20 protein-coding genes are annotated in these 22,249 nt (G+C 38.6%); all 20 read right to left on the bottom strand.

The window, feature by feature from the left end:
* Positions 1-4: 4 nt before the first annotated feature.
* The 20 genes from BANA01_RS05695 to BANA01_RS05600 all read right to left on the bottom strand — a co-directional run bounded on the left by BANA01_RS05695 (position 5) and on the right by BANA01_RS05600 (position 22,038).
* On the bottom strand, positions 5-946 hold the full coding sequence (locus BANA01_RS05695; RefSeq protein ID WP_063252040.1) for a cation diffusion facilitator family transporter: 942 nt from the start codon (positions 944-946) through the stop codon (positions 5-7).
* A gap of 72 nt (positions 947-1,018) precedes the next feature.
* Positions 1,019-1,387 (bottom strand): ArsR/SmtB family transcription factor, encoded by a 369-nt coding sequence (locus tag BANA01_RS05690; RefSeq protein WP_063252039.1) that lies wholly within the window; start codon positions 1,385-1,387, stop codon positions 1,019-1,021.
* 171 nt (positions 1,388-1,558) lie between these two features.
* Entirely contained in the window at positions 1,559-2,707 is a 1,149-nt protein-coding gene (dgoD, locus tag BANA01_RS05685; protein WP_063252038.1) for a galactonate dehydratase, read from the bottom strand.
* Positions 2,708-2,748: 41 nt separating this feature from the next.
* The gene (locus BANA01_RS05680) at positions 2,749-3,822 is read right to left on the bottom strand and encodes a 2-dehydro-3-deoxygalactonokinase (protein WP_082799408.1); all 1,074 of its coding nucleotides are present in this window, start codon (positions 3,820-3,822) and stop codon (positions 2,749-2,751) included.
* The gene (locus tag BANA01_RS05675; RefSeq protein WP_063252036.1) at positions 3,794-4,438 is read right to left on the bottom strand and encodes a bifunctional 4-hydroxy-2-oxoglutarate aldolase/2-dehydro-3-deoxy-phosphogluconate aldolase; all 645 of its coding nucleotides are present in this window, start codon (positions 4,436-4,438) and stop codon (positions 3,794-3,796) included. The genes BANA01_RS05680 and BANA01_RS05675 overlap by 29 nt, the downstream gene beginning before the upstream one ends.
* 29 nt (positions 4,439-4,467) lie before the next feature.
* A complete protein-coding gene (locus tag BANA01_RS05670; RefSeq protein ID WP_063252035.1) occupies positions 4,468-5,292 on the bottom strand; it encodes a carbohydrate ABC transporter permease in 825 nt (274 codons plus the stop codon).
* Positions 5,289-6,167: a carbohydrate ABC transporter permease gene (locus BANA01_RS05665; protein WP_063252034.1), complete on the bottom strand. Its 879-nt coding sequence runs from the start codon at positions 6,165-6,167 to the stop codon at positions 5,289-5,291. Before BANA01_RS05665 ends, BANA01_RS05670 begins: the two co-directional genes overlap by 4 nt.
* Before the next feature lie 122 nt (positions 6,168-6,289).
* Complete coding sequence (locus tag BANA01_RS05660) at positions 6,290-7,615, bottom strand: ABC transporter substrate-binding protein (protein ID WP_063252033.1); 1,326 nt, start codon at positions 7,613-7,615, stop codon at positions 6,290-6,292.
* Between the two features lie 275 nt (positions 7,616-7,890).
* Positions 7,891-8,646: an IclR family transcriptional regulator gene (locus BANA01_RS05655; RefSeq protein WP_063252032.1), complete on the bottom strand. Its 756-nt coding sequence runs from the start codon at positions 8,644-8,646 to the stop codon at positions 7,891-7,893.
* Positions 8,647-8,840: 194 nt separating this feature from the next.
* Positions 8,841-9,422, bottom strand: a complete 582-nt coding sequence (locus BANA01_RS05650) for a putative ABC transporter permease (protein WP_063252031.1) — start codon at positions 9,420-9,422, stop codon at positions 8,841-8,843.
* Positions 9,423-9,561: 139 nt separating this feature from the next.
* Positions 9,562-10,755, bottom strand: a complete 1,194-nt coding sequence (locus BANA01_RS05645; RefSeq protein WP_063252030.1) for a PDZ domain-containing protein — start codon at positions 10,753-10,755, stop codon at positions 9,562-9,564.
* Between the two features lie 275 nt (positions 10,756-11,030).
* Complete coding sequence (locus BANA01_RS05640) at positions 11,031-12,485, bottom strand: S41 family peptidase (protein WP_063252029.1); 1,455 nt, start codon at positions 12,483-12,485, stop codon at positions 11,031-11,033.
* Positions 12,486-12,642: 157 nt separating this feature from the next.
* Positions 12,643-13,962 carry a murein hydrolase activator EnvC family protein gene (locus tag BANA01_RS05635; RefSeq protein ID WP_063252028.1) on the bottom strand — a complete coding sequence of 440 codons (1,320 nt, stop codon included), beginning with the start codon at positions 13,960-13,962 and terminating at the stop codon, positions 12,643-12,645.
* 98 nt (positions 13,963-14,060) lie between these two features.
* A complete protein-coding gene (gene ftsX / locus BANA01_RS05630) occupies positions 14,061-14,954 on the bottom strand; it encodes a permease-like cell division protein FtsX (protein ID WP_063252027.1) in 894 nt (297 codons plus the stop codon).
* Complete coding sequence (ftsE, locus tag BANA01_RS05625; RefSeq protein ID WP_063252026.1) at positions 14,944-15,630, bottom strand: cell division ATP-binding protein FtsE; 687 nt, start codon at positions 15,628-15,630, stop codon at positions 14,944-14,946. Before ftsE ends, ftsX begins: the two co-directional genes overlap by 11 nt.
* Before the next feature lie 297 nt (positions 15,631-15,927).
* The gene (cccB, locus tag BANA01_RS05620) at positions 15,928-16,251 is read right to left on the bottom strand and encodes a cytochrome c551 (protein WP_063252025.1); all 324 of its coding nucleotides are present in this window, start codon (positions 16,249-16,251) and stop codon (positions 15,928-15,930) included.
* Between the two features lie 52 nt (positions 16,252-16,303).
* Positions 16,304-17,167, bottom strand: a complete 864-nt coding sequence (locus BANA01_RS05615) for a YitT family protein (protein WP_063252024.1) — start codon at positions 17,165-17,167, stop codon at positions 16,304-16,306.
* A gap of 218 nt (positions 17,168-17,385) precedes the next feature.
* Positions 17,386-18,487, bottom strand: a protein-coding gene (prfB, locus tag BANA01_RS05610) for a peptide chain release factor 2 (RefSeq protein WP_157411729.1) whose coding sequence is annotated in 2 segments (ribosomal slippage) — positions 17,386-18,414 and positions 18,416-18,487 — 1,101 coding nt in all. Because the reading frame shifts where the segments join, the coding sequence is not laid out codon by codon here.
* A gap of 350 nt (positions 18,488-18,837) precedes the next feature.
* On the bottom strand, positions 18,838-20,580 hold the full coding sequence (locus BANA01_RS05605) for a cytochrome c3 family protein (protein WP_169803651.1): 1,743 nt from the start codon (positions 20,578-20,580) through the stop codon (positions 18,838-18,840).
* A 267-nt stretch (positions 20,581-20,847) separates the two neighbouring features.
* Positions 20,848-22,038, bottom strand: a complete 1,191-nt coding sequence (locus BANA01_RS05600) for a cytochrome c3 family protein (RefSeq protein ID WP_063252021.1) — start codon at positions 22,036-22,038, stop codon at positions 20,848-20,850.
* Positions 22,039-22,249 lie beyond the last annotated feature (211 nt).

Raw genomic sequence — 22,249 nt, 5'->3', positions numbered from 1 at the left:
TTTTCTAGTTACATGTCCCATGTGGGCTAGGGCAGCCAATTTCAGCCTTTTCAACTTGAATCGTACTATGCTCAATATGAAATTCATCATGAAGAATTTTTTGTGACTTAGCAAGTATTTCGTCATGGATTGCTCCATCTAAAATGGTAATATGGCAGCTCAATACCGGATATCCGGAAGTAATCGTCCAAATGTGTAAATCATGGACTTCCTTTACCAATGGGATTTTCCTAAGTGCCTCTTTGACCTGTTGGATATCAATTTGTGTCGGTGCACCCTCCATTAGGATATGGAAGGAATCTCTTGTAACACGGAAACCACTTATAATAATTAATACGGCTACAATGACACTGGCTATTGGATCGGCAATCGTCCAGCCAAAAAACATAATCAGCAAAGCCGCTACAATCGCTCCGACTGATCCCAGCATATCTCCCAGCACGTGTAAAAAGGCACTACGTACATTGAGATTATCGTCCTTGTCGCCACTCATTAAGATCCATGCAGCGATAATATTTACCACTAATCCGGTTATGGAAATCATTAACATTCCTGTACTTTGGACCTCAGGAGGAGCAAAGAAACGATCAAATGCTTCATAAAATATATATAAGGAAATGATAATGAGAGTTATTCCATTTAGTGCCGCAGCAATAATTTCAAAACGCTTGTATCCATATGTTTTTTCCTGTGAAACCTGTTTTTCCCCAAGCTTAATGGCGAAAAAGCTAAGACCTAACGCAGCTGCGTCACTTAGCATATGTCCGGCGTCAGATAATAAAGCCAAGCTGTTGGTTAAAATTCCCCCTATGACTTCTACCACCATAAAGGCGGCAATCAAAATAAATGAACTTAATAATGCTTTTTTATTACTTGTATGTGAATGACTGTGTCCATGACCATGTGAGTGCCCATGAGAATGTCCATGGTGGTGATGATGTCCCATAAATATCTCTCCCAACTAAAGTTGTCTATTAGTTTTTTCTTATCTTTTTTCTGTGATACGTTTTTCAATCAATTAGTCTCGACCTGCCACTTCGTGTTGATGTTCGAAGGCAATGTGAATAAGCTGTTTCACATGATTATCATCAAGAGAATAATAGACTAGCTTTCCTTCTTTCCGATATTTGGCAAGTCCAAGGCTTTTTAAGTGACGCAAATGATGGGAGGCTGTTGCTGTTGTAGCACCGACAATATTAGCCACATCACATACACATAGTTCATCTTCAAGTGTGAGCGCGTAGGCAATTTTCATTCGCGTTTCGTCAGACAACGCTTTAAATATCTTGGTTACCTCAAAAATATTGCTTTTTTCAACTAGTGGCTGCAGTTTTGTGGTTTTATGATCATCAATGCAAGTTACCTCGCAAATATCTCGTTCCTTCACTTCATCACCTCATACATTCAAATCTTTATTTGATTATATGATATTCAAGTCGATATTTGAATGTCAACATTTTTTGTTTTATTATTATTTTTGTAATAACAATCCATTAAAATAGCAAAAACCAGCTTGAAATCAAATCCAGCTGGTTTCTTGTAACATAACATCACCTTACTACCATTCGGCAATGCTTCCATCCTTATGGCGCCAAACTGGATTTCTCCAGTTATGGCTGATCTCTGCTTGTTTTCTTACAAATTCTTCATTGATTTCAATTCCTAATCCAGGACCCTGTGGGATGCTGACAAAGCCATCTTTATATTCAAACACGGATTTATCGACGATATAATCCAGCAAATCACTTCCTTGGTTGTAATGGATACCTAAACTTTGCTCTTGAATAAAGGCATTATGTGCTGTCGCATCCACTTGCAAACAGGCCGCAAGCGCAATAGGTCCTAATGGACAATGAGGTGCAAGGGCGACATCATATGCTTCGGCCATCGAGGCAATTTTTTTACATTCAGTTATGCCGCCGGCATGGGATAGGTCTGGCTGAATAATATCAACATAACCATCCGCAAGTATTGATTTAAAATCCCAGCGTGAAAACATCCGCTCTCCAGTTGCAATCGGAATGGATGTATGTTGGGCAACTTCTCGTAAGGCTTCATTATTTTCAGCTAGCACCGGTTCTTCTATAAACATTGGCCGGAACTGCTCTAGTTCCTTAGCCAGAATCTTCGCCATTGGTTTATGGACCCGACCGTGAAAATCAATCCCGATTCCTACATACTGCCCGACCGCTTCACGAACGGCAGCAATTCGTTCTAGCGCTTGATCAATTTTTTCGTACGAATCAATATACTGCAGTTCTTCCGTTCCATTCATTTTTACAGCGGTAAAGCCCACATCGACAATCCTTTTTGCAGCTTCCCCAACATCAGATGGACGGTCGCCGCCAATCCAAGAATACACTTTAATCGAATCCCTGCAAGCACCACCCAGCAACTGATAAACAGGGGCATTAAAATATTTTCCTTTAATATCCCAAAGCGCCTGATCAATCCCCGCAATTGCACTCATAATGATTGGGCCGCCTCGATAAAATCCGGAACGATACATCATGTTCCAATGATCTTCAATTCTCAATGGATCCTTGCCAATTAAAGATTCCATTAATTCCTCAACACAAGCCTTAACAGTGGATGCCTTTCCTTCAATTACCGGTTCACCCCAGCCAACGATTCCTTCATCCGTTTCTATTTTTAAAAATAACCAACGCGGCGGAACCTGGAAAAGCTCATAACTGCGAATTTTCATCTAATACACTCCCTTTAAAATCCTTCTATTACAACATGTTGTCATTCTGTAAAACTCAAATGTTGACAATTTGATAAAATCTCAGTTGCTCCAAATACGAGTGAATATTCTACCTGCTGATCCTCAGCCTCAATAATTTTCCACTTATGATTCATATACCTTAACAAATGAGTAAAGGCCTTTCGTAATGGGTTTGAACCTCCGACAATCAGCCAATCTATCTCGTCGATTTCTTCCGCCGATTGAGAAAGAGCCAGCAGATCATAATAGATAACAGATCCGGCAAAATAATTTGCCCGCTGATTTTCATCCAACTCAGAAAATAAATCCAGTAAGCGAATATGATAAAAACTCCTTGTTAGCCCATGCTGTTTCGCCGCTTCATAACCGTATTCAAGCATTTTATGGTCGATTTTCCCAATCAAGCGTGAATCCAATGAATCTGAAAGAATGGTCTCCTTTTGGATAGCTTGCAGGGTTTCCCCTCCTAGTGTCGATAAACAAGACAACAAATCCTTATTTTCATCCACAGCCACAAATTTTGTATGAGAGCCGGGAAGAACGATCATTCCTTTACCTTTCACATCAAACTGTTTGAGCAAACCAAAGGACTCTACTTCTTCTCCGCGCAAAACATCAAAATTGTTAATGGCGGCAGCCAAATCCTTATCATCTGTAGAATTTACTTTGTTTCTCATCCCTGGAATAAATACACAAGGAATTTGTAGAAATTCTTCAAGCTTTGTCACTTTTGCTGACTTTGCAAAGTCAGCCATTCCTGCAGGGCTGAGGATATGTGGGACTTCAAAAATGCCTAAATTGGAAGTAATCATCCCAGAAGCAGCCATGTACTCAATATCAGTGGCTCTTAATTGATTTCTAGTTAATAATCTCTCCAGTCCCTGTTTTAAATGGGCTTTTAAATTGGTATTGCTGCCTGATATGGCGGTGTCCCGTACACCAATTCGAATTTTTTCGGTGTCGAGGACTTCACAAGTTGTTTTGTCGTATAGCCTTAATCTAGAATTCGTCGTCCCAGAATCAATCAGGATTACCTTCACATTGACCACCGCTTTTCTCATCAATTCAATTTTGTGATTGAACTTTATTGACAATTTCTACGAAGCTAGCTGCCCGTCTTTCAATTTCTGCAAAATCACCTTTTTGTACTAGTTTTTCATCTACCAGCGAACTGCCAATTCCCAAAGCAGTCGCTCCTGCCTTTAAAAATAAATCTGCATTCTCTAATGAAATTCCCCCGACAGCAATTGTTTCGACAAAGGGTAATGGTCCCTCTAAGTCAGTCAAATACTTAGGACCCAACTGGCGAATCGGGAAGATCTTTACCATTTGTGCACCGTATTCATAAGCTGTTAACACCTCAGTCGGAGTCATGACTCCCGGTATGATCGGCACATTATATCGATTCGCTGTTTCAACGGTTTCCTTTTTCAAGGTTGGGGTAAGGAGGAATCCTGCTCCAGACATAATCGCCAATCTAGCAGTCTCTGAATCTAATACGGTTCCTGCCCCAATTAGCAACTCTGGATACATTTCTTTTATCCGTTCAATGCCACTAAGAGCCCCAGGGGTATTCATCGTGATTTCTATAGCACGAATGCCTCCCTGATAAAGACTTCTAACTGTATCTTCTAACCCCTCTAACGAGTGGCTACGTATAATTGCCACCAGTTTCTCTCTTTTTATTTCCTCTAATGACGAGGTGCTCATTCCACTTCATCTCCTATTAACTGTGTGAGTTATCCTTTTACACTGCCTCCCGTTAGCCCAGCAATAATATATTTTTGGGCAAAGAGCGCCAATATAAGTACCGGTGCTGTGATAATTACGGAAGCGGCCATTAGACCACCCCAATTTATCTCTGAATAGGAGATAAAATTAAAGACAGCAATCGGTAATGTCTTGGTATTGTCACCTGCAAGAATCAATGAAAACATAAAGTTATTCCAAGAAAAAATAAACGCTAAGATGGATGATGTCACAATTCCCGGTCCCGAGATTGGTAGCATCACTCGTACAAATGCAGATGGGATGGAACATCCATCAACACGGGCAGACTCCTCAAGTTCGTGCGGCAGTCCTTCAAAAAAAGGTATCATAACCCAAATAATAAACGGCATTGTCACAAGCATGTGACTGAGAATTAAGGATGTATAAGTATCGATTAATTGTAATTTCGAGAAAATAATAAACCAGGGTATAAGGAAAGAGATACCAGGGACAATTCTAGCAACAAGTATTAAAAGCCCGAGCCCCTCCTGCTTGTATTTTGCAATCGAATACGCTGCCGGTAATCCTAGAATAAGTCCAAAAACGGTAGCTCCTACTCCAACGATAAAGCTGTTCCAAATAAATGAAAGAAAAGAATATTCATTAAATACACTTATGTAATTACTAAAATTAGCGGTAATTTCAAATAGTTTTGAAGTATCCAGTATCTGTACTTGCGTTTTAAATGACGCAAGGAGCATCCATAGGAACGGTAATAAAAACAAAAACAGGGATAAGTAGACGCCAGCATGAGTAAGGATAGATTTAATGGCACTTGGTTTATTTCCACTCATAAGTTAACCCCCGCTCTTTTCCGTAAAAGTATCGTAAAAATGCTGATGGAAAGGACAATAATGAAGAATACCATTAACAAGGCTGATGCCTGACCAATTTTAAAATATTGAAAACCTAAAACGTAACCATAAATATTAATTGTCTGGGACGAAGTACCAGGTCCACCCTGGGTTGTCGCGTAAATTATATCGAACGTTTTTAACGCATCAATCATTCTTAAGAGTACGGCCGAATAAAGTGTCGGCTTCAATAAAGGAAGTGTAATTTTAGTAAAGGATTGCCATGTATTTGCTCCATCAATCATGGCAGCCTCATAAGGATCCTTTGGCAAAGATACGAGACCAGCCAATACAATTAAAGCAATCATTGGTGTCCATTCCCAAACATCAATAAATATTAACGAAGGCATCACGAGATTCTGCGATGTTAACCATTCCTGACCTGGGAGACCTATTTTCTCTAAGAAAACATTCGCGATTCCGATATTAGGTTCGTAGATAAGAACCCATATTAATCCCACTGCAACAGGTGTCGCAACCATTGGCAATAGAAACAATGTTTTTACCAGGCCTTTTCCGACAATATTTTGATTCATTAATATGGCAAGCCCAACACCCAATACCGTTTCAACAGTAACTGCCACAATGGTAAAATAAAACATAAGTTTCAACGATTTAATAAATAGTTCATCTTGAAATAACTCGAGATAATTTTGAAAAGCTACCCATAACGGCGGGGTAATATTCGACATACTCCATTCATGAAAACTTAGCCAGAATGTATATCCTACGGGCGCGACCATCATTAGTGCTACAAAGATCACAGCAGGCATGGTAAAAACCCACTTGATGTTACGATCAATCCAATTTGTCATACTTTCTGCTCCTCCTTACCAATGATAATTGCCTATAAAACAAACGGCTTTCCGAGAGCATCCAGCAGTCAAACCTAGATTGCTAACCGAAAGCCGTTTCCAATTAGGTAATATCAGTATTATTATTTCTCGCTGTCAAGAATCTTTTGGAATTCTCCATCTGCTTTTTCTGCAGCTTCTTTGACGTCTTTCCCTTCAATTCCTGCTAAGATGACATCACCAATCACGTCACGTGCAGCACCTACATTAATAAGAACAGGACGATCGTAAGGGACTGCCTCAGCTTCACCATTCGCTCCAATTGCTTCTGCTAAATCTTTCGGGAATTTCGCCGTTCCTTCTGGAGAATTCCAGACAGAAATACGTGCACCTGGGTTACCTTCAGCTTGAAGCTTTAATACCATTTCTTTACTTTCAACCCATTTAATAAATTCCCATGCCGCATCCTTCTTTTCGGAATTAGCTCCGATACCAAGTGCCCACGAAGTGATGTTATAAGGCTTTGTTCCCTCAGGTCCGGCAGGGAATGGTGCAAATCCAACTTTATCTGCTACCTGTGATTTGGCAGGATCTGTTGCGTTCGTAAATAAAGATGATGCATCAGTATAGAATGCTGCTTGTCCTTGGGTGAACACTGCCATTGCTTCTGGCCAGCTCATGTTTAACGTACCTTTAGGACCGTATTTATTTAGCATGTTTCCGTAGTATTTAAATGCTTCAATTGCTTCAGGCGATGTAATAGTTGACTTGCCATCCTTCATGAAATCGCCGCCGAAAGCATACAAGTAGCTTGAGAACTGTGTAACTGCTGCAGCACGCTTACCACGGGAAACAAACCCGGATACCCCATTTGCTGGATCATGTAATTTCTTTGCCGCAGCTTCAAGTTCTTCAAGAGTTTTTGGAACTTCTAGTCCAGCCTTTTCTAGAAGATCCTTACGATAGTATAAAACCTCTGTTTCCGTTACTAGCGGAAGTCCATAAAACTTATCTCCATCCTTAACACTTCCAAGGGAAGAAGGAATAAAGTCGTCTGTGTAGCCTTTCTCACTACCGACATAGCTGCTCATATCAGCAAAGTATCCACTCTTGTTGTACATTTTTCCGTCTTGAAGCGGACGGAACATTACAACATCAATACCCTTTGAGTTAGAAGCAAACTCAACGGATGTTTTTTGTGTTAGCTGATCTTCAAAGTAGCTGTCAATCTTAACCTTGATTCCCGTCTCTTTCTCGAATGCAGGTAATTCCTTTTTAATAGACTCTGTCCATGGATGATTAGCAGCCACCACGCGAATTTCCTGTACTTTTTTCTCTGTTTTATCTGCTGATTTAGAATCAGATGATGTAGAGGATTCTCCACTACATCCCACGAGCGCAGAACTAATCCCTACAGCTAATGCTAGATATCCAGCTGTTTTTTTAAAACCCACCAAACTTTTTTTCATAATCTTCCCCCTATTTCTAAAATAAGAATAATTACAAAATGTGATAACGCTTTCATTATATGGTAAATTTTTTTGTTGCAAATATCTAATTTAGAAGAGTTTTTTGTAATTTAGCGCTATCAACAATATGTTAAATGGTTTTGAAAACCATATAATGACTATATTATAGTTTTTTAAGTTAGGCATATCCTTTGCTGTCTATGTATCTACTATAAATTATTTAATGAATATCGAGGGTAAGTGATATACCCCCTCTTTCAATAAAAATGCTCTTATTAATTCGTATATCTGTATCCAATACAGAATGATATTTTACTAGCGGTATCGAGCAACTTCGCCACAATCATTTCTTTTTGCTTAAGCATCCGTTCTTTTGGTCCTGCTACACTTATCGCGGCCTGAATGGTGTTTTCTACCCCATAGACAGGAGCTGCAAGACAATAGAGTCCGTCTTCATTTTCTTCATCATCAATGGAGTAGCCCAGATCAGCAAACCATTCTAACTGCTGCAATAGAGCTTCCTTTGTCGTGATAGTTTTTTCCGTGATGGGCTCAAGTCTTAACCTGCTTAGGATTTCACTTTTCCTATTTTCTGGAAGAAAGGTTAAAAAAGCCTTACCCAAACCAGTACAATATAGAGGCTTACTTTTTCCCGGCTCAGCAGTGGTACGTATGGAACGATTACTATTTATTTTTGCTATATACGCCAGTTCAGACTTTTCTAGAATTGCCATGAAAACAGTTTCTTGGACCTCCTCCATCAATTCTTTTAGAAAAGGAGTCCCTTGCACAGAAAGATCAAATGATTCCTTAGCTGCACTGCCAAGCTGTATTAATTTTGGTCCAAGCTTATATCTTCTAGTATTATCAGCAGTCAGATAACTGTTCGTGTAAAGCGTCTCAATCAAACCAGAAGTACTGCTTTGAGGAAAGGATAGCATGTTACTAATTTCTTTTATCGTTAATCCTTTTGGATGATGGGCAAGTAAATCAAAAACCATTAAGACACGTTCAGCAGATTTTACCGACAAATTCTCACCCCCTCAACAAATCACATACGTGATTTAAAATCGCATATATGATTTATGTATTAATAATACTATACAGCAAATATTCTTTCAATAATTTTTTTTAATATTAAGACAAGAGGTATAATGACGTTCTTTTCTTTAAACATTAAAAACTCCTTCACTTAAGATGAAGGAGTTTTGGTTCATTTTTGAGATTATTGAATAGGATTGGTTGATTCCGCCTCAACAAGCGCTTGTGAAGAATGTCTTCTAATGGATAAAGTCAATTCAGCAATAAAATATAAAATAATCGCTGGCCATATCCATGTCCACCACATTTCTACGGCTCCAAAAAGAGAAACAATGACAGGATGAACCCACTTTAAACAGGCGAAGGATAACAGAATCCAGCATAGAGAAAATGGCAGACAAATATGTCCGTGTATTTGCATGGGCATATTCGAATAGTCCCACCATTGACGTCGAAAAAACTTTTGAAGTAAAGCCCCACTTATATACTCTATCAAGGTTGGAATGAAAAAACATAGCAAAAGGACAATGCCCCAATTTGTTTCAGGACCTATTAAATACACCAAGATGACAGGGGCAAAACCATACATCGGCTTAAAGGGTCCATAAAAAAAATTTGGTTTTAAAAATTTATGTTTCGTAAAGTAATTATAGCTATTTTCTAACAGCCATCCAAACAATGAATATATTGAGAAATAAAATACAATGGCAGAGACTGCCTCAAAGTTAAAAGTTGTAGGAGTGTAAAAATCTAAGAAACTAATCATATGGCTACACCACCTTTCTTGGATAGGAACTTCCCACTTTTAGGTTTAGCTAGGAAACCTCCAAATATACGAAATAAGGCACTTAGAATCTTATTTTAGATAAAAAAAGCCAAAGGAAAATTTCCTATGGCTTCGTTCTTTATCCTATTTTTTCATCATATTTTTTCTGATCTTGTACAAAAAGAACACCTAACTCGTAATGATCACCTTCATACAAAGCGCGTTGAACGAAACGAATCTCGCCATTTATATCTAAAACCTCTAGCTTACAATGGGCTCGATTTTTTTGCAGTGCTTCATAAAAAATTTGTTCATCACGGATCGTAACACCATTTACTTTTGAAATTATTTCTCCTACTTGAATTCCCATTTTATCAGCAGGTGATTCGGGAATGACCCCGATAATCATTAAGCCTTTGTTTTTCTTAGAAAAATAAAATGGTAAATTGTCATCCTTCAATCGCTGCATTAACGAAATAAGTTCGCGGCTAATTATCGCTAAGGCTGCCACTACAATCGAGATTAGCGGATACCAATAACCGATAACAGACAAGATTAATGTTAGGATACCCAATGTTATTACTTTACGACCATGCAGCTGAATCGATTGTTTTGGGAGCATACCTTGGATTTGCTGGCTGAAACCGACAGCAAACGGAACAAGGAGCAGCGAGTAGGACTCCGCACCAATCTGAAAAACAGGCCACCACTCGAATGGCAGCGTCAAAACATCCCCTGGGATTAATAGAAACACGGGCAGCATCCAGAGTCGTTTCACTTCATGAGCACCAACATTCTGCCCTCGCCTGCTTTTTACAAGTTTGGGAGAGGATCCTTCACTTGCATTTCTAGTAATAAGAATCCCTTCAGATATTAATAAGAGTGCTAACAAGATCACAACAGAAGGGTAAACCTTCTCGTCAATACCTTGAAATGCACCTTTAAAGAATGAAACATTCCAGCCATATTCAGCAAATAAAATAACTCCGAAAAAAGCCGCACCCACGGTGTAGACTGGCGACATTAACCGAATATTAGTTGTTAAACTCCATAATAGCGTAAAGACGGCGATCAGAAGGATGGCTGCAAATGGAACGCTAAGACCAGCGGTAATTGTGACTATGGATAGCACAAGACCCAAAATTAAACCTAATGGGAACAACTGTCGAAGTTCAAAATAAGCATCAAAGGTTCTGGTATGGAAATTTTTTCGCTCTCGTTTTACCCTTGAAACTCCCAGAATTCCAGAAAGGAAAATGAGATAGTAAAAAACAGGATGAAGGAAGAGTTTTCCTGTTCCCTTTAACAGCTCAAGAAGCCATAATTGCACCAAATTTTGCCACCTGCCTCTATCATAAATTCTATCAATCTAGTTCTATTGATTATTTTACCAAAATAGTGGGATAAAACCTATTGCTAGTTTCTTGAAAAAATAAAAAAGTGTCGAAATATCTAGTAAAAAGGAGGCACATCTATTCCATTTATCGTGATTAATTGTTAATTCTTTGTTATTCAACATTATTTCCAAGGAAATTCTCGACATATTCTACTAGTTCCTCGTTTTTTTGTCGAAAAGAAAAACAGAGACATATGTCTCTGTTCACTTCTTTATTTTGAGATTAATCTCAAAGCTGTTTGCAGTTGGATATCGTTTTTCTCTTTTTTCATTTCTTTTATTGCCTCTTCCTCAAGCTTAGCAGCTGTTTTAGCGTCAATTTTACCAGTTGACTGCAGATTATGATTTTGTTGGAAGGCTCTAACAGCAGTACTGGTTTCGGAACTAAAATATCCATCTGTACGACCTGGAGAAAACCCTAACCCCTCTAATATTTCTTGTGCATTTTTGACCTGCTCATTGTTCATATCCTCTTTAAGAGGTTCTTTCACTTTAAGCGGATGTGTATCAAAAATCTTTGGTTGTTTGACTTCAACATCCGGTTTAATCCCTTTTTTGTGAATCCAGTTCCCATCAGGTGTCAGCCATTTATATAAAGTCAGCTTAATATTACTGCCATCTCCCATCGGAACAGCCTGTTGTACCGTTCCCTTACCAAAAGTTGTTTCTCCGATCAATTGGTAACCAGCCGCCTCTTTTAAGGCTCCGGCTAATATTTCTGACGCTGACGCACTTCCTTTGTTAATGAGGACAGCTACAGGATATTCTTTTTTCTCTGTCAGAGTTGAGAAGTGCCGTTCCTTTTCCCCGCTTCTCTCTTCAATTTGGATGAATGGTTTTTCTTTGGTAACAAATTCTTTTAAGATATCCTCAACACTTATGAGTAATCCACCAGGATTTCCACGAACATCTATGACCAAGCCTTCAATATCTTTTTTCTCTATACGATTTAATTCTTTTTTAAAATCAGCAGCCGTCTCCTGGGAGAACGAGGTAATTTCAATATATCCGATATCTTTCCCACTTTGTTTTTTCACAGAGGCATGAATGGTCTCAAGTGGAATTTCATCACGAGTGACTTCTATCAAAAGAGGTTCCTTTAACCCCTTTCGTTCGATCTCCAGCTTTACCTTTGTCCCCTTTTTACCACGTATTTTTAACGTAGCCTTATTGAGGTCAAGACCTTCAACACTTTCGCCGTCTACTTTCAATATCTCATCATTTGGCTTTAGCCCTGCCTTTTCCGCTGGGGAATTTTTAAAAGGTGAAACAATGACAATTTTCCCATCTACCATCCCCACTTCTGCTCCAATGCCTTCAAAGGAGGATTCTAAAGTTTGACTGAATTGCTTCGCTGTTTCTTTATTCATATAAACCGAATAGGGATCATCTAAGACGGTGAGCATCCCTTGAATAGCTCCCTCTACTAGGGTATCACTATCTACCCTTTCAACATAACGGCTCAAGATTAATTCATAGGCCTGATTAACCTTTGCAAGGTCCTCAAGATCTGCCTGACCTGTTACAGCTGTTTCCGTTTTCGTTATTGTTTGTTCAAGGGCTGTGTTGCCGTCTGTTTGATCATACCATTGCATTCCTGCATATGTGCCCGCCGCTCCTGTAAGAAGCGACCCTACCATCATTAGGGCAATCCATTTTCTATTCATCTTGTTCCCCCTCATGTGCAGCATCTAGTGACTAACATTATAAAAAAGTGTCTGATTCCTGCCCGTTTATTAACTATTATGTGGGGGATGGACGAGTTATGCCTTAAAAGTCCTATTCAAAAAGAAAAGGAAGAAGCGTGGCTTCTCCCTTTTCCTTCTATGGCATTGGTACAATTCCGACTGGATTAATTGCGTTACTCTTGCTTGCATTCCATTGCCCTCTATGGAGCTCAAAGTGCAAATGTTTTCCTGTGGAATCGCCGGTGTTACCCATAATTCCAATTTGCTGGCCTTTTTTCACAACTGCACCTGAGCTGACAGTACGTGCTTCCATATGAGCAGAAACCGTCGTATATGTTTGTCCATTAACAGAATGGGCAATAAAAACAACATTCCCATAACTGCTAGAATAGTAGGATTGGATAACAACACCATCAGCAGCAGCCCAAATTGGTACATTTGCAGCACGATTAGCTATATCTATACCATAGTGGAAGGTGCCCCATCTAGGCTCAAAACCTGATGTAAAGGTTCCATTCGCCGGTAATGTGAATGCCCCGCTTGAGACAGGTGCCGTTGTTTGCGGCGGGGTACTAGCCCCTCCACCGTTACCTGATCCAGAGTTATTATTATTTGCAGCAGCTGAGGCAGCTGCCGCTGCTGCTGCTGCGGCGGCCTCAGCTGCTGCCGCTGCCGCTTCTTCTTGACGTTTCTGTTCAAGTGCAATTGCCTTTTGGATAGCAGCTGATTGGGCTGCAAGTAATTGCGCCTCTTCCTGAAGTTCCATTTTGTGCTCATGAATTTCTTCTTCTTGTTTTTCTAGAGAAGCCAATAACTGATCTTTTTCAGCTCTTTGTGCATTCAATTGTTTGTTCATTTTTTCTAAATCATCTAGTATCGATTGGACATTCGCAAGCTCCTGTTCAACCTTGGCTTGGTTCACTTCCAAACTCTTTTTATCTGCTTCATGCTGCTTTAAAATATCCTGATCTGCCTGCATTATTGTCGCCACCGCACTAGCACGGTCAATAAAATCACTAAAGTTATGTGAACCCATTAATACATCAAGATAACTAACCATTCCACCTGTTTCTTGATAGTTACGGGCGCGCTCCTTCAAAAGCTCATTTCGCTTTTCAATTCTCTCTTTCGTCACTCTTATTTCTTCTTGAAGTCTAGCAATTTCTGCCTTTGTTTTTTCCAATTCAGCTGTTTTCTCACTAATTTTCTTGTGTGTGTCACCTATTGCAAGATCAAGACGTGTCATTTCTTCTTTTACATTAGACTGTTGTTTATTTAAACTATTAATCTGTTGATCGGCATCATTTATAGTAGATGATAGATCAGATTTTTCTTTTTCAATTTTATTTTGTTGATCCTTTAAACTTGAAATGGAAGCAGCTTCAGCGAATCCTCCAAAAAAACTGCTGAACCCGATCGTTCCTGCAACTGCTAAAGATAGTACTTGTTTTTTCAAAGTCCAATTTCTCCTTCCCATTTATCGTTATGTATGAGTGAATCCATAACAGTAATCAGGAAGGACATTTTTCCACTGCCCTTCCTGAAAAAATCATTTTAAACCTTTAAGAACTTTCTTACTGACATTACACTTCCCCAGACACCAATCAAGGCGCCCATTAAAATAAGAATTCCCGATACTTGGTAAATAAACGGATTATATGGAAGAATTTGAATAAAGTTCCCCACTAACTTTGGTGCTAAATATTCATAAGCGTTATAGTAGGCAATTGCTATTAAGATAATTGGCAGGATAGCCCCCAGTACACCAAGCCATAATCCTTCTAGGAAGAATGGCCACCTAATAAAATTATTTGTTGCTCCTACCAGTCTCATAATCTTAATTTCTCTTCGTCTGGCAATGATGGTAATTTTAATTGTATTAGATATAAGGAAAACTGCAGTAAAAAATAGTCCTGCAATAAGAACGATTCCTACGTTTCGACTAGCTTCTATGAAGTTGAATAATTTTTCTACTGTTCCCTTACCATAAACCGCTTTTGTCACATACTCTAGCTTTTCTATCGCTTTCGCTGCTTGCATTGTATCTTGTGGATTTTTCGTTTTTACGATAAATACATCGTTAAGTGGATTGTCTTGTTCAAATAGTTTAAAAGCTTGGCCATCCTCACCCATGCTCCTAATTAATTCTTCAAGTTCCTGTTCCTTGGATGAAAACTTTACACTTTGTACTTCTGATATATTTTCAATCTGACTCTGTAACTTTTGCTGATCCTCTGCATTTGCCGCAACGTCGATGTGAACGCGAATTTGCACGTCCTCTTCTATGGTTTGCGCCACTTTATTAAGATTCATCATAATAACGAAAAAGACACCGACTAAAATGAGCGTAACGGTTACAGCACTTACAGAAGCGAACGTCATCCAGCCATTTCTGCCAATACTTTTAAAACTTTCACGCGCATGACGGCCAAGAGTTCTAATTTTCATAACCGTAATCACCTCTTTGTTCATCACGTGCGATTTTTCCTGCCTCAATGGCAATTACACGATGTTTAATTGTGTTGACGATTTCCCTGTTATGCGTTGCCATGACGATTGTCGTACCCCTGTTATTAATTTCTTCGAAGATATTCATGATTTCCCACGATGTTTCCGGGTCAAGGTTACCTGTAGGTTCGTCTGCTATGACAATCTTAGGAGAGTTAACGATGGAGCGCGCAATCGAAACACGTTGCTGCTCCCCTCCTGATAACTCTGTCGGGAGCATTCTTGCTTTATGCTTAAGGTTAACGAGATCAAGGACTTCCATTACACGCTTCTTAATAAACTTGGGCTGAGCTTCAATTACCTCCAGAGCAAAGGCTACATTCTCATAAACCGTTTTTGTTGGTAATAGTTTAAAATCTTGAAAGACAACACCAAGATTGCGTCGGAAAATCGGAACTTTGTTGTTCTTTATTTTCGCAACATTAACACCATTCATTGTAATGGTACCAGAGGTCGGCACTTCCTCACGATACATCATTTTAATGAAGGTAGATTTCCCTGCACCACTCGGGCCAACCACATAAACAAATTCACCTTGGTTAATCCGAACATCTATACCATTTATCGCAGTAACCCCATTTGGGTATTTTTTAAACACATCTTGCATTTCTATCATTTAGATCACCTTTATCAGTTAGTTTCGAAACTATTTGCTTTTCGACAATAACCTCTTATTTTCTTGCACAAAAACAAAATCCTGGACAAAATACTGCAGGATCTAACATGATTTCATTATAACACTCAACTGAGGTAAAAAAAGCGGTAAAATTATTACAGTTTCTTTTCAATCCCTACATAAATTGTTATTTATATCCTATATTTTTCGACAAAATTTAACAATATCTTTATAAAGTAACATAGATTCACAAAAATAAAAAACGTTCTGCAAAAATCACAGAACGTTTTATGTAAATTACTTTTTAGAAGCCAGCCAATCAGCAACTTGGTCTAAATCTTCGCCTTCAATTAGGCCAGCTGGCATTCCGCCATTTGTACCATTCTTAATAATTCCGGCGATTTCATCTTTTGATTTGCTTGCACCTACTGCTGTTAGATCAGGTCCCATACCGCCTTTTAGGTCACCGCCATGACAGCTTGAGCATTTTTGTGAATAAATTTTTTCAGCATCCCCTGCTCCGGCGGTGTCGCCACCAGACTCGTCATCTCCGCCGCCACAAGCAGCAAGCCCCAAAACCAAAGCTGTTCCCAATACCATTTTTAGTAGCTTTTTCTTCATTGCTACTCCCCCCTTCAGAAAAAATTACCATACAAGAAATAGTATAGCAGTATTACGCCCTTTTGAAACCTTCTCCCAACACTTCAGAAGCATCCATAACGACGACAAATGCAGATGGGTCAAGGGATTTAACCAATTGTTTCAATTTTGTGAACTCCCGCTGATTGACCACACACATTAGGACGGGGCGTTCATTATCTGTAAAACCACCATAGGCAGATAGTTTTGTCACACCCCGATCAATTTTATTCAAAATCCCTTCTCGTACTTCTTCCTGCTTGTTCGTAATAATCATGGCTGTTTTTGAGCGGCCGAAACCAACCTGAACTAGGTCAATCGTTTTACTTGTTACATATAAGGCAATCAATGCATACAATCCTCGTTCAATATCAAACACGAGGGCTGCCGAGAAGACAATGAGTCCATCAATCAGAACGACACTCGTGCCAAGAGTAAGGCCGGTGTACTTTGTAATAATTTGAGCAGCTAAATCGGTACCACCGGTTGAGCCATTTCCCCTGAAGACAATACCAAGTCCGAGACCTACTACAATCCCGCCAAATAGTGCTCCAAGCAAGGCATCATTGGTCCACGGGTCAACATTTTTTGTTAAGAAAACAACAAAAGGTAAAAAAATAGTTCCCACGAGTGTTTTTACTCCAAATTGCTTTCCTAGTAAAACAACTCCTGCTATGAACAATGGAATATTAAAAGCCCATTGTACATATGCCGGCTCCCAGCCGACTACACTTAATAAAATCGTACTAATGCCGCTTACGCCTCCCGAGGCTATTTGATTTGGCAGGAGAAATACATTAAAGGCGAGCGCAATAATTGCGGATCCTACTAAAACGTTTATGTATTCTAGAGCACTTGCAAATTTCGGTGCAGTCTGATTGTTTCTTCTTTTATTCATAGTGCAATTCCCCTCTATATTACCATTTTGCTATAACTTTCTTTCTCAATCGAAGTGAGTATAGCATGGCAATTATTTGCTGTAAATGGCATTCAGATAACGCATTAAAGGGTTAAATATTCTATAGTATTTGTTATTATAAGAATTTAATGAAGGAATAATTACTATTACAAAAATAATGCCTCTGCCACTATGATGGCAAAGGCTAATCGTTTTTATTATAAAATTCTTGAACGCAGGTAAGCATCAATAAATGGATCTAAGTCCCCATCCATAACTCCCTGAACGTTTCCGCTTTCGGTATTTGTACGGTGATCTTTAACCATAGAATAAGGATGGAAAACATATGAACGAATTTGGCTTCCCCACCCAATTTCCTTTTGTTCACCACGGATTTCGAGTAACTCTTTTTCCTGCTGTTCAATTTCTCGTTGATAAAGCTTGGCTTTCAGCATTTTCATTGCTGATTCACGGTTTTTAATCTGCGAACGTTCGGATTGGCACGTAACCACAACCCCCGTTGGTGTGTGGGTAATCCTCACAGCGGAATCAGTTGTATTGATATGCTGTCCACCAGCACCACTGGCACGATAGGTATCTATTTTAAGATCTTCTGTACGGATATCGATTTGAATTTCATCATTAAATTCCGGCATGACTTCACACGATACAAACGATGTATGGCGGCGTCCTGAAGCGTCAAACGGTGAAATCCGCACTAATCTGTGAACACCTTTTTCCGCTTTTAAATAACCGTATGCGTTATGTCCCCTTATGGCCAAGGTTACACTTTTAATCCCTGCTTCATCGCCTGGAAGATAATCAAGCGTCTCCACCTTAAAGCCCTTTTTCTCCGCCCACCGCGTATACATACGCAGCAGCATAGATCCCCAGTCTTGTGACTCGGTTCCACCTGCACCCGGGTGCAATTCTAAGATTGCGTTGTGTTTATCGTACTCTTCACTTAGCAGCAGCTGAAGTTCAAAATCATTAAGTCTTGAAGTCAAGGTTGTTAATTCTTCTTCAAGCTCGGACTGTAATTCCGCATCGCTTTCTTCTTTGACAAGCTCGTAGCTCACTTCTAAATTCTCAAACGTTTCAAACATCTGGGTAAACTCATTTACTTGATCCTTTAGTGCATTAGCTTCACTTATAACAGTTTGAGCTGCATGCTGGTCATTCCAGAAATCAGGATGAAGCATTTGATCATCAAGTTCAGCTATACGTGCTTCTTTATTTTCAAGGTCAAAGAGACCCCCTAAAGTCCGCTAAACGTTTAGCTGTTTTTTCAAGTTCATTTCGAATTTCTGCTAATTCCATTTTCTTCACCTCTATAAAAATTACGGTCAGTTTCTAGCTTATGACATAGCCCGTTCGTTTGTTCCTTATCTATTATAGACTGTTTATAGGGGAAATTTCAAAAATCAAATATATAATGAAGGATTGTCACGAGAACAAACGATTTATCCTGTGGATAATATCACATACCAAGAACTACTAGGAGCGAATTTTCAGAATTTTATGTTGATAAGTAAGGATATCGGCAAGTTTTAACGAAATTTTCACAAAACATTATCCACATATCTACATACTTATTCGATTTATCAACAGGTTAAGTAATAGTTTTTTATCAAAAAATATAAAAAACGAGAGGCTTTGTCCTCTCGTCTTTATGGTATAGTTACATGAATTCCCCTTTTAGGTGCATGCGCTGATTCAATAAAAGATTGTGAAGTACCACCGTGACAAGATGCACAACTTTGTTTATCTTCCGTTTGATGTCCAGAAATCTGCTCCCCAACTGCATTTTTATCTTTAAATGTACTTGCTTTACCAAAAATGGCAGTTGAATTGTTATGACACTTCAAACAGAAATTACGCTCATCTAGTGCATCCCAATTTACACTTTTTGATTCAAAAAGTAATTTAGGGTCCTCTATTTTAACATTTCCTAGATTGGTTCTTAACATCTTAATATTACTTGAACCGTGCGTTTCATGACATTCTGCACATGGAAACTGTCCATTTAACTTACTACCGCTGTCACTAGTAGCTGTAATATTGTGGCCTGATTGACTAGTAAATGTTTCATTTTGATAATACTGTTGAATATTTGCATTTTCATCCTTGTTATGACAAGTAAAACATAACGAAAAATCATTTACTTGTCCGGTTGCTGTACTAGCTTTTTTATAAGTTGTATGCAGGCTGTTAGGGTTTTCTTTTGTCCCTGGGTTATGTGGATCATGGCAGCTTGTGCAAGAAACATCTGGAACTTGATTATGTTTATTTGTAGCATAATTACTTTCCAATTCTGGTGTGCCATTCGTTCCGTCATGACATGCCATACATAAATTATTCGTTCCTGAGACAGTTCCATATTTACCGCCTTCAAGAATTTGGCTAGTAGCGTTATGTGTACTGTGGCAGAAGGAGCATGTATTGGTCACTACAGAATAAGGTCCATGAATATAGTCTTTCTCCCTATCCACGTTCCCTTTATCAGCATCAAATTGATAATTTTCATAATTGTTACTGACAGTAGTAAATTTTAGCAATCTAGGAATAAGTTCATTAGGGTTTAGATAAACATAATAAGCTTTACTTGGGTCAAGATTTTCTTTTTCAGGTGTAAATATATATATATAAGAAGTGATTCCACCAGGAAGGGCAAATGTTTTAACTAACTTCTCCTTCCCTGTGCTATCTCCAAAAAATGTTATCAAAGGTTGTGTTGGATTAAATGGCAACACACTTCTAATATCAAGCAATATTTGAGAATCCAATGGTACCCTTGTCATATCATCTGCTGGTAGGTAGTTGTTAGGAACTTTGTCAGGATTATACTCACCTTCTGCTCCTCTAGGAATTAGAAACATATTTGACATATAAGGACGCTGGCCAATTTCACCTGCAGTAAGGGAGTTTACTTCCGGTGTAACCACCATTAATTGACTTTCTGTCTTTTCCACAGAAGTTTGAGTAAGTGATGTCTTACTTGTATTAGTTGTCTGTTCAGCAGTTTCAGAGAGTTCAACAGTAAATGTTTGTGCTGAAGTACTACTAAGTCCATCCCCATCAGTAACAATAAAGGTAACATTGTGAACTCCTTCACTAAAATCTTTCAAATAAGAAAATGTAGCAAATTGATCATTAGGTGTTAGCGTCAATTGTCCTCCATTGGTAATATCAATGGCTTGATCAGAATCTGTTGTATGCTCAAAAACCTTTATTAAAAGCTTGTCTGGAGGAGATAAATCATCTGAAATTTTTCCAGTGAATTCAACCTTTGAATTAGTAAATACTGATTCTCCACTAGGAGACATGATTGTTATTTCTGGTACACCCGTTGCTGAAAATACACGTGTTTCAGGTGAATAGGAAAGGAAGGAACCAAATATCACGCTCCACATGACAATACATGAAATTAATTTTCGTTCGAAGTTCATCCTCTTCACGGTATTCATCCTTTTCTATTGCTTACATAATATAAGCTTTTTTATTTAATTTAATTATATCAACTGAATTAACATTAATTATCGGAGTTAAGTTAACGTTTTTTGACATTTCATATACCTGGTGCAATAATAAAACAAGGTAACAATAGTGATATTGCCACCTTGTTTTATATGGTATTTCGTTAGGCTAACAAATAGTAGGGCTATTTGTTAGCTTTTTTATTACTTAATTAAAGATTTACCTGAATAATCTCCACCAGGAACTAGGTAATTTTTATAATCCGTAGTATTCGGATAATTGGTGGTACCTGGAGTATTTGCAATTTGGTGTGTAGATTGGTGGCATGCCCAACATACAGCCATATTAGTAAATCTCTTTAATGAAGATCCTTTATCACTTACTTCTTTCATGTAAGCCTTAGCTTGATCCTCAGTCCAGTCTTTTCCGCCTTGATCAACTGGCTTTTGTAAGTCAGCAATTGTTTTACCAGCAGTGTCTCGTAATAAGTTAATATCAGTACCATGAGCAAAGTGACATGCTGTACAGCTTCTACCTGCTTTAGTGCTGCTTGTTGTATGTGTATATAAGTCATGACCATCTGCTGTTTTAGCATCTCTAGGGCCATTTTCTCTATTTTTTAGGTAGTCATCATGGCAGGCTGCACAGAATTCTGAGTAATTCAATTTGTAATCATACATTTTTTCTTTTGTTACATCTGCAGTTGCTGCATTATAAATACCATTTGATTTGTAAATTTTTAATCCAGAAAGTGTTGCACTATTATTAATAGCTTGTAATTCAGGAGTAGAATTGTCTTCTATTAAATTAAGTTTAATAGCTTTATTTCCTACAGCAAGCGGAGTTTTCTCAATTGTTTCAGCATACCCAACGATTGTTACTTTGTAAGTATTAGCATATGTTTTACCTGCAACTGTTTCCTTTAATAAACGGTCATTAGCTGAACCGTGTGGATTATGACAGCTTGAGCATTCAAAAGTGGCAGTCGATGTATTCTTTAATGCACCAGGAGCTGCTTTTACTGCTAAGTCTGAATCAACGTCGTGCATAGAAGCACTCATTTCATGAGAATCAATTACACCAGCTTCGCTAGCTTTAGTAACGTCATAGAAACCCATTGTACCGTCATGGCATGACATACAAAGTTCTTTTTCTCCGCTCCTCATTAACAACATTTCATCTTCCCCGTTGTGCGTACTATGACAGTTTGCACAAGAGTTTGTGTTGTTTTGGAAATTACCATGTGTTTTATGTGTATTAGTATTTCCTGAGTTATCCACAGTTCCAACATTAGATGGTAGTTTGTAGACTTCTTCTGCAGAAGCAAAAGTAGCAAACATGCCTACTAAAATAAGCATTAGTAAAGCTGAAAAGCCAATTTTTAACTTTCTCATTTCTAAAAACCTCCCAAATTTCTTTCTCTCTTTTTCTCTCTTTTTCTCTCTTTTTATATGGTTATAAAAATGTATGTAGGCTTTCTTTTTTCACCACCCCCTTAAAGGTGCGATTCATCACTTAACTATCTAATACTTTTACTCTATCTTTTCAAAAAACGCACCAGCGGGAGGAGGTTGATCGTTTTTTGCTATTATTCGAATCTAATAG

This window comes from Neobacillus niacini NBRC 15566, assembly GCF_001591505.1.
Taxonomy (GTDB): domain Bacteria; phylum Bacillota; class Bacilli; order Bacillales; family Cytobacillaceae; genus Neobacillus; species Neobacillus niacini.
The sequence above is the reverse complement of the archived record's forward strand: the minus strand, read 5'-3'. Positions and strand labels throughout refer to the sequence as shown.

Bases quoted from the DNA above. Each gene is read 5' to 3' on its own strand.
- BANA01_RS05695 (WP_063252040.1), bottom strand. From the start codon at position 946: ATGGGACATCATCACCACCATGGACATTCTCATGGGCACTCACATGGT.
- dgoD (WP_063252038.1), bottom strand. From the start codon at position 2,707: ATGAAAATTCGCAGTTATGAGCTTTTCCAGGTTCCGCCGCGTTGGTTA.
- BANA01_RS05675 (WP_063252036.1), bottom strand. From the start codon at position 4,438: ATGAGCACCTCGTCATTAGAGGAAATAAAAAGAGAGAAACTGGTGGCA.
- BANA01_RS05670 (WP_063252035.1), bottom strand. From the start codon at position 5,292: ATGAGTGGAAATAAACCAAGTGCCATTAAATCTATCCTTACTCATGCT.
- BANA01_RS05665 (WP_063252034.1), bottom strand. From the start codon at position 6,167: ATGACAAATTGGATTGATCGTAACATCAAGTGGGTTTTTACCATGCCT.
- BANA01_RS05660 (WP_063252033.1), bottom strand. From the start codon at position 7,615: ATGAAAAAAAGTTTGGTGGGTTTTAAAAAAACAGCTGGATATCTAGCA.
- BANA01_RS05650 (WP_063252031.1), bottom strand. From the start codon at position 9,422: ATGATTAGTTTCTTAGATTTTTACACTCCTACAACTTTTAACTTTGAG.
- BANA01_RS05640 (WP_063252029.1), bottom strand. From the start codon at position 12,485: ATGAATAGAAAATGGATTGCCCTAATGATGGTAGGGTCGCTTCTTACA.
- ftsX (WP_063252027.1), bottom strand. From the start codon at position 14,954: ATGAAAATTAGAACTCTTGGCCGTCATGCGCGTGAAAGTTTTAAAAGT.
- ftsE (WP_063252026.1), bottom strand. From the start codon at position 15,630: ATGATAGAAATGCAAGATGTGTTTAAAAAATACCCAAATGGGGTTACT.
- cccB (WP_063252025.1), bottom strand. From the start codon at position 16,251: ATGAAGAAAAAGCTACTAAAAATGGTATTGGGAACAGCTTTGGTTTTG.
- BANA01_RS05615 (WP_063252024.1), bottom strand. From the start codon at position 17,167: ATGAATAAAAGAAGAAACAATCAGACTGCACCGAAATTTGCAAGTGCT.
- BANA01_RS05605 (WP_169803651.1), bottom strand. From the start codon at position 20,580: ATGTGGAGCGTGATATTTGGTTCCTTCCTTTCCTATTCACCTGAAACA.
- BANA01_RS05600 (WP_063252021.1), bottom strand. From the start codon at position 22,038: ATGAGAAAGTTAAAAATTGGCTTTTCAGCTTTACTAATGCTTATTTTA.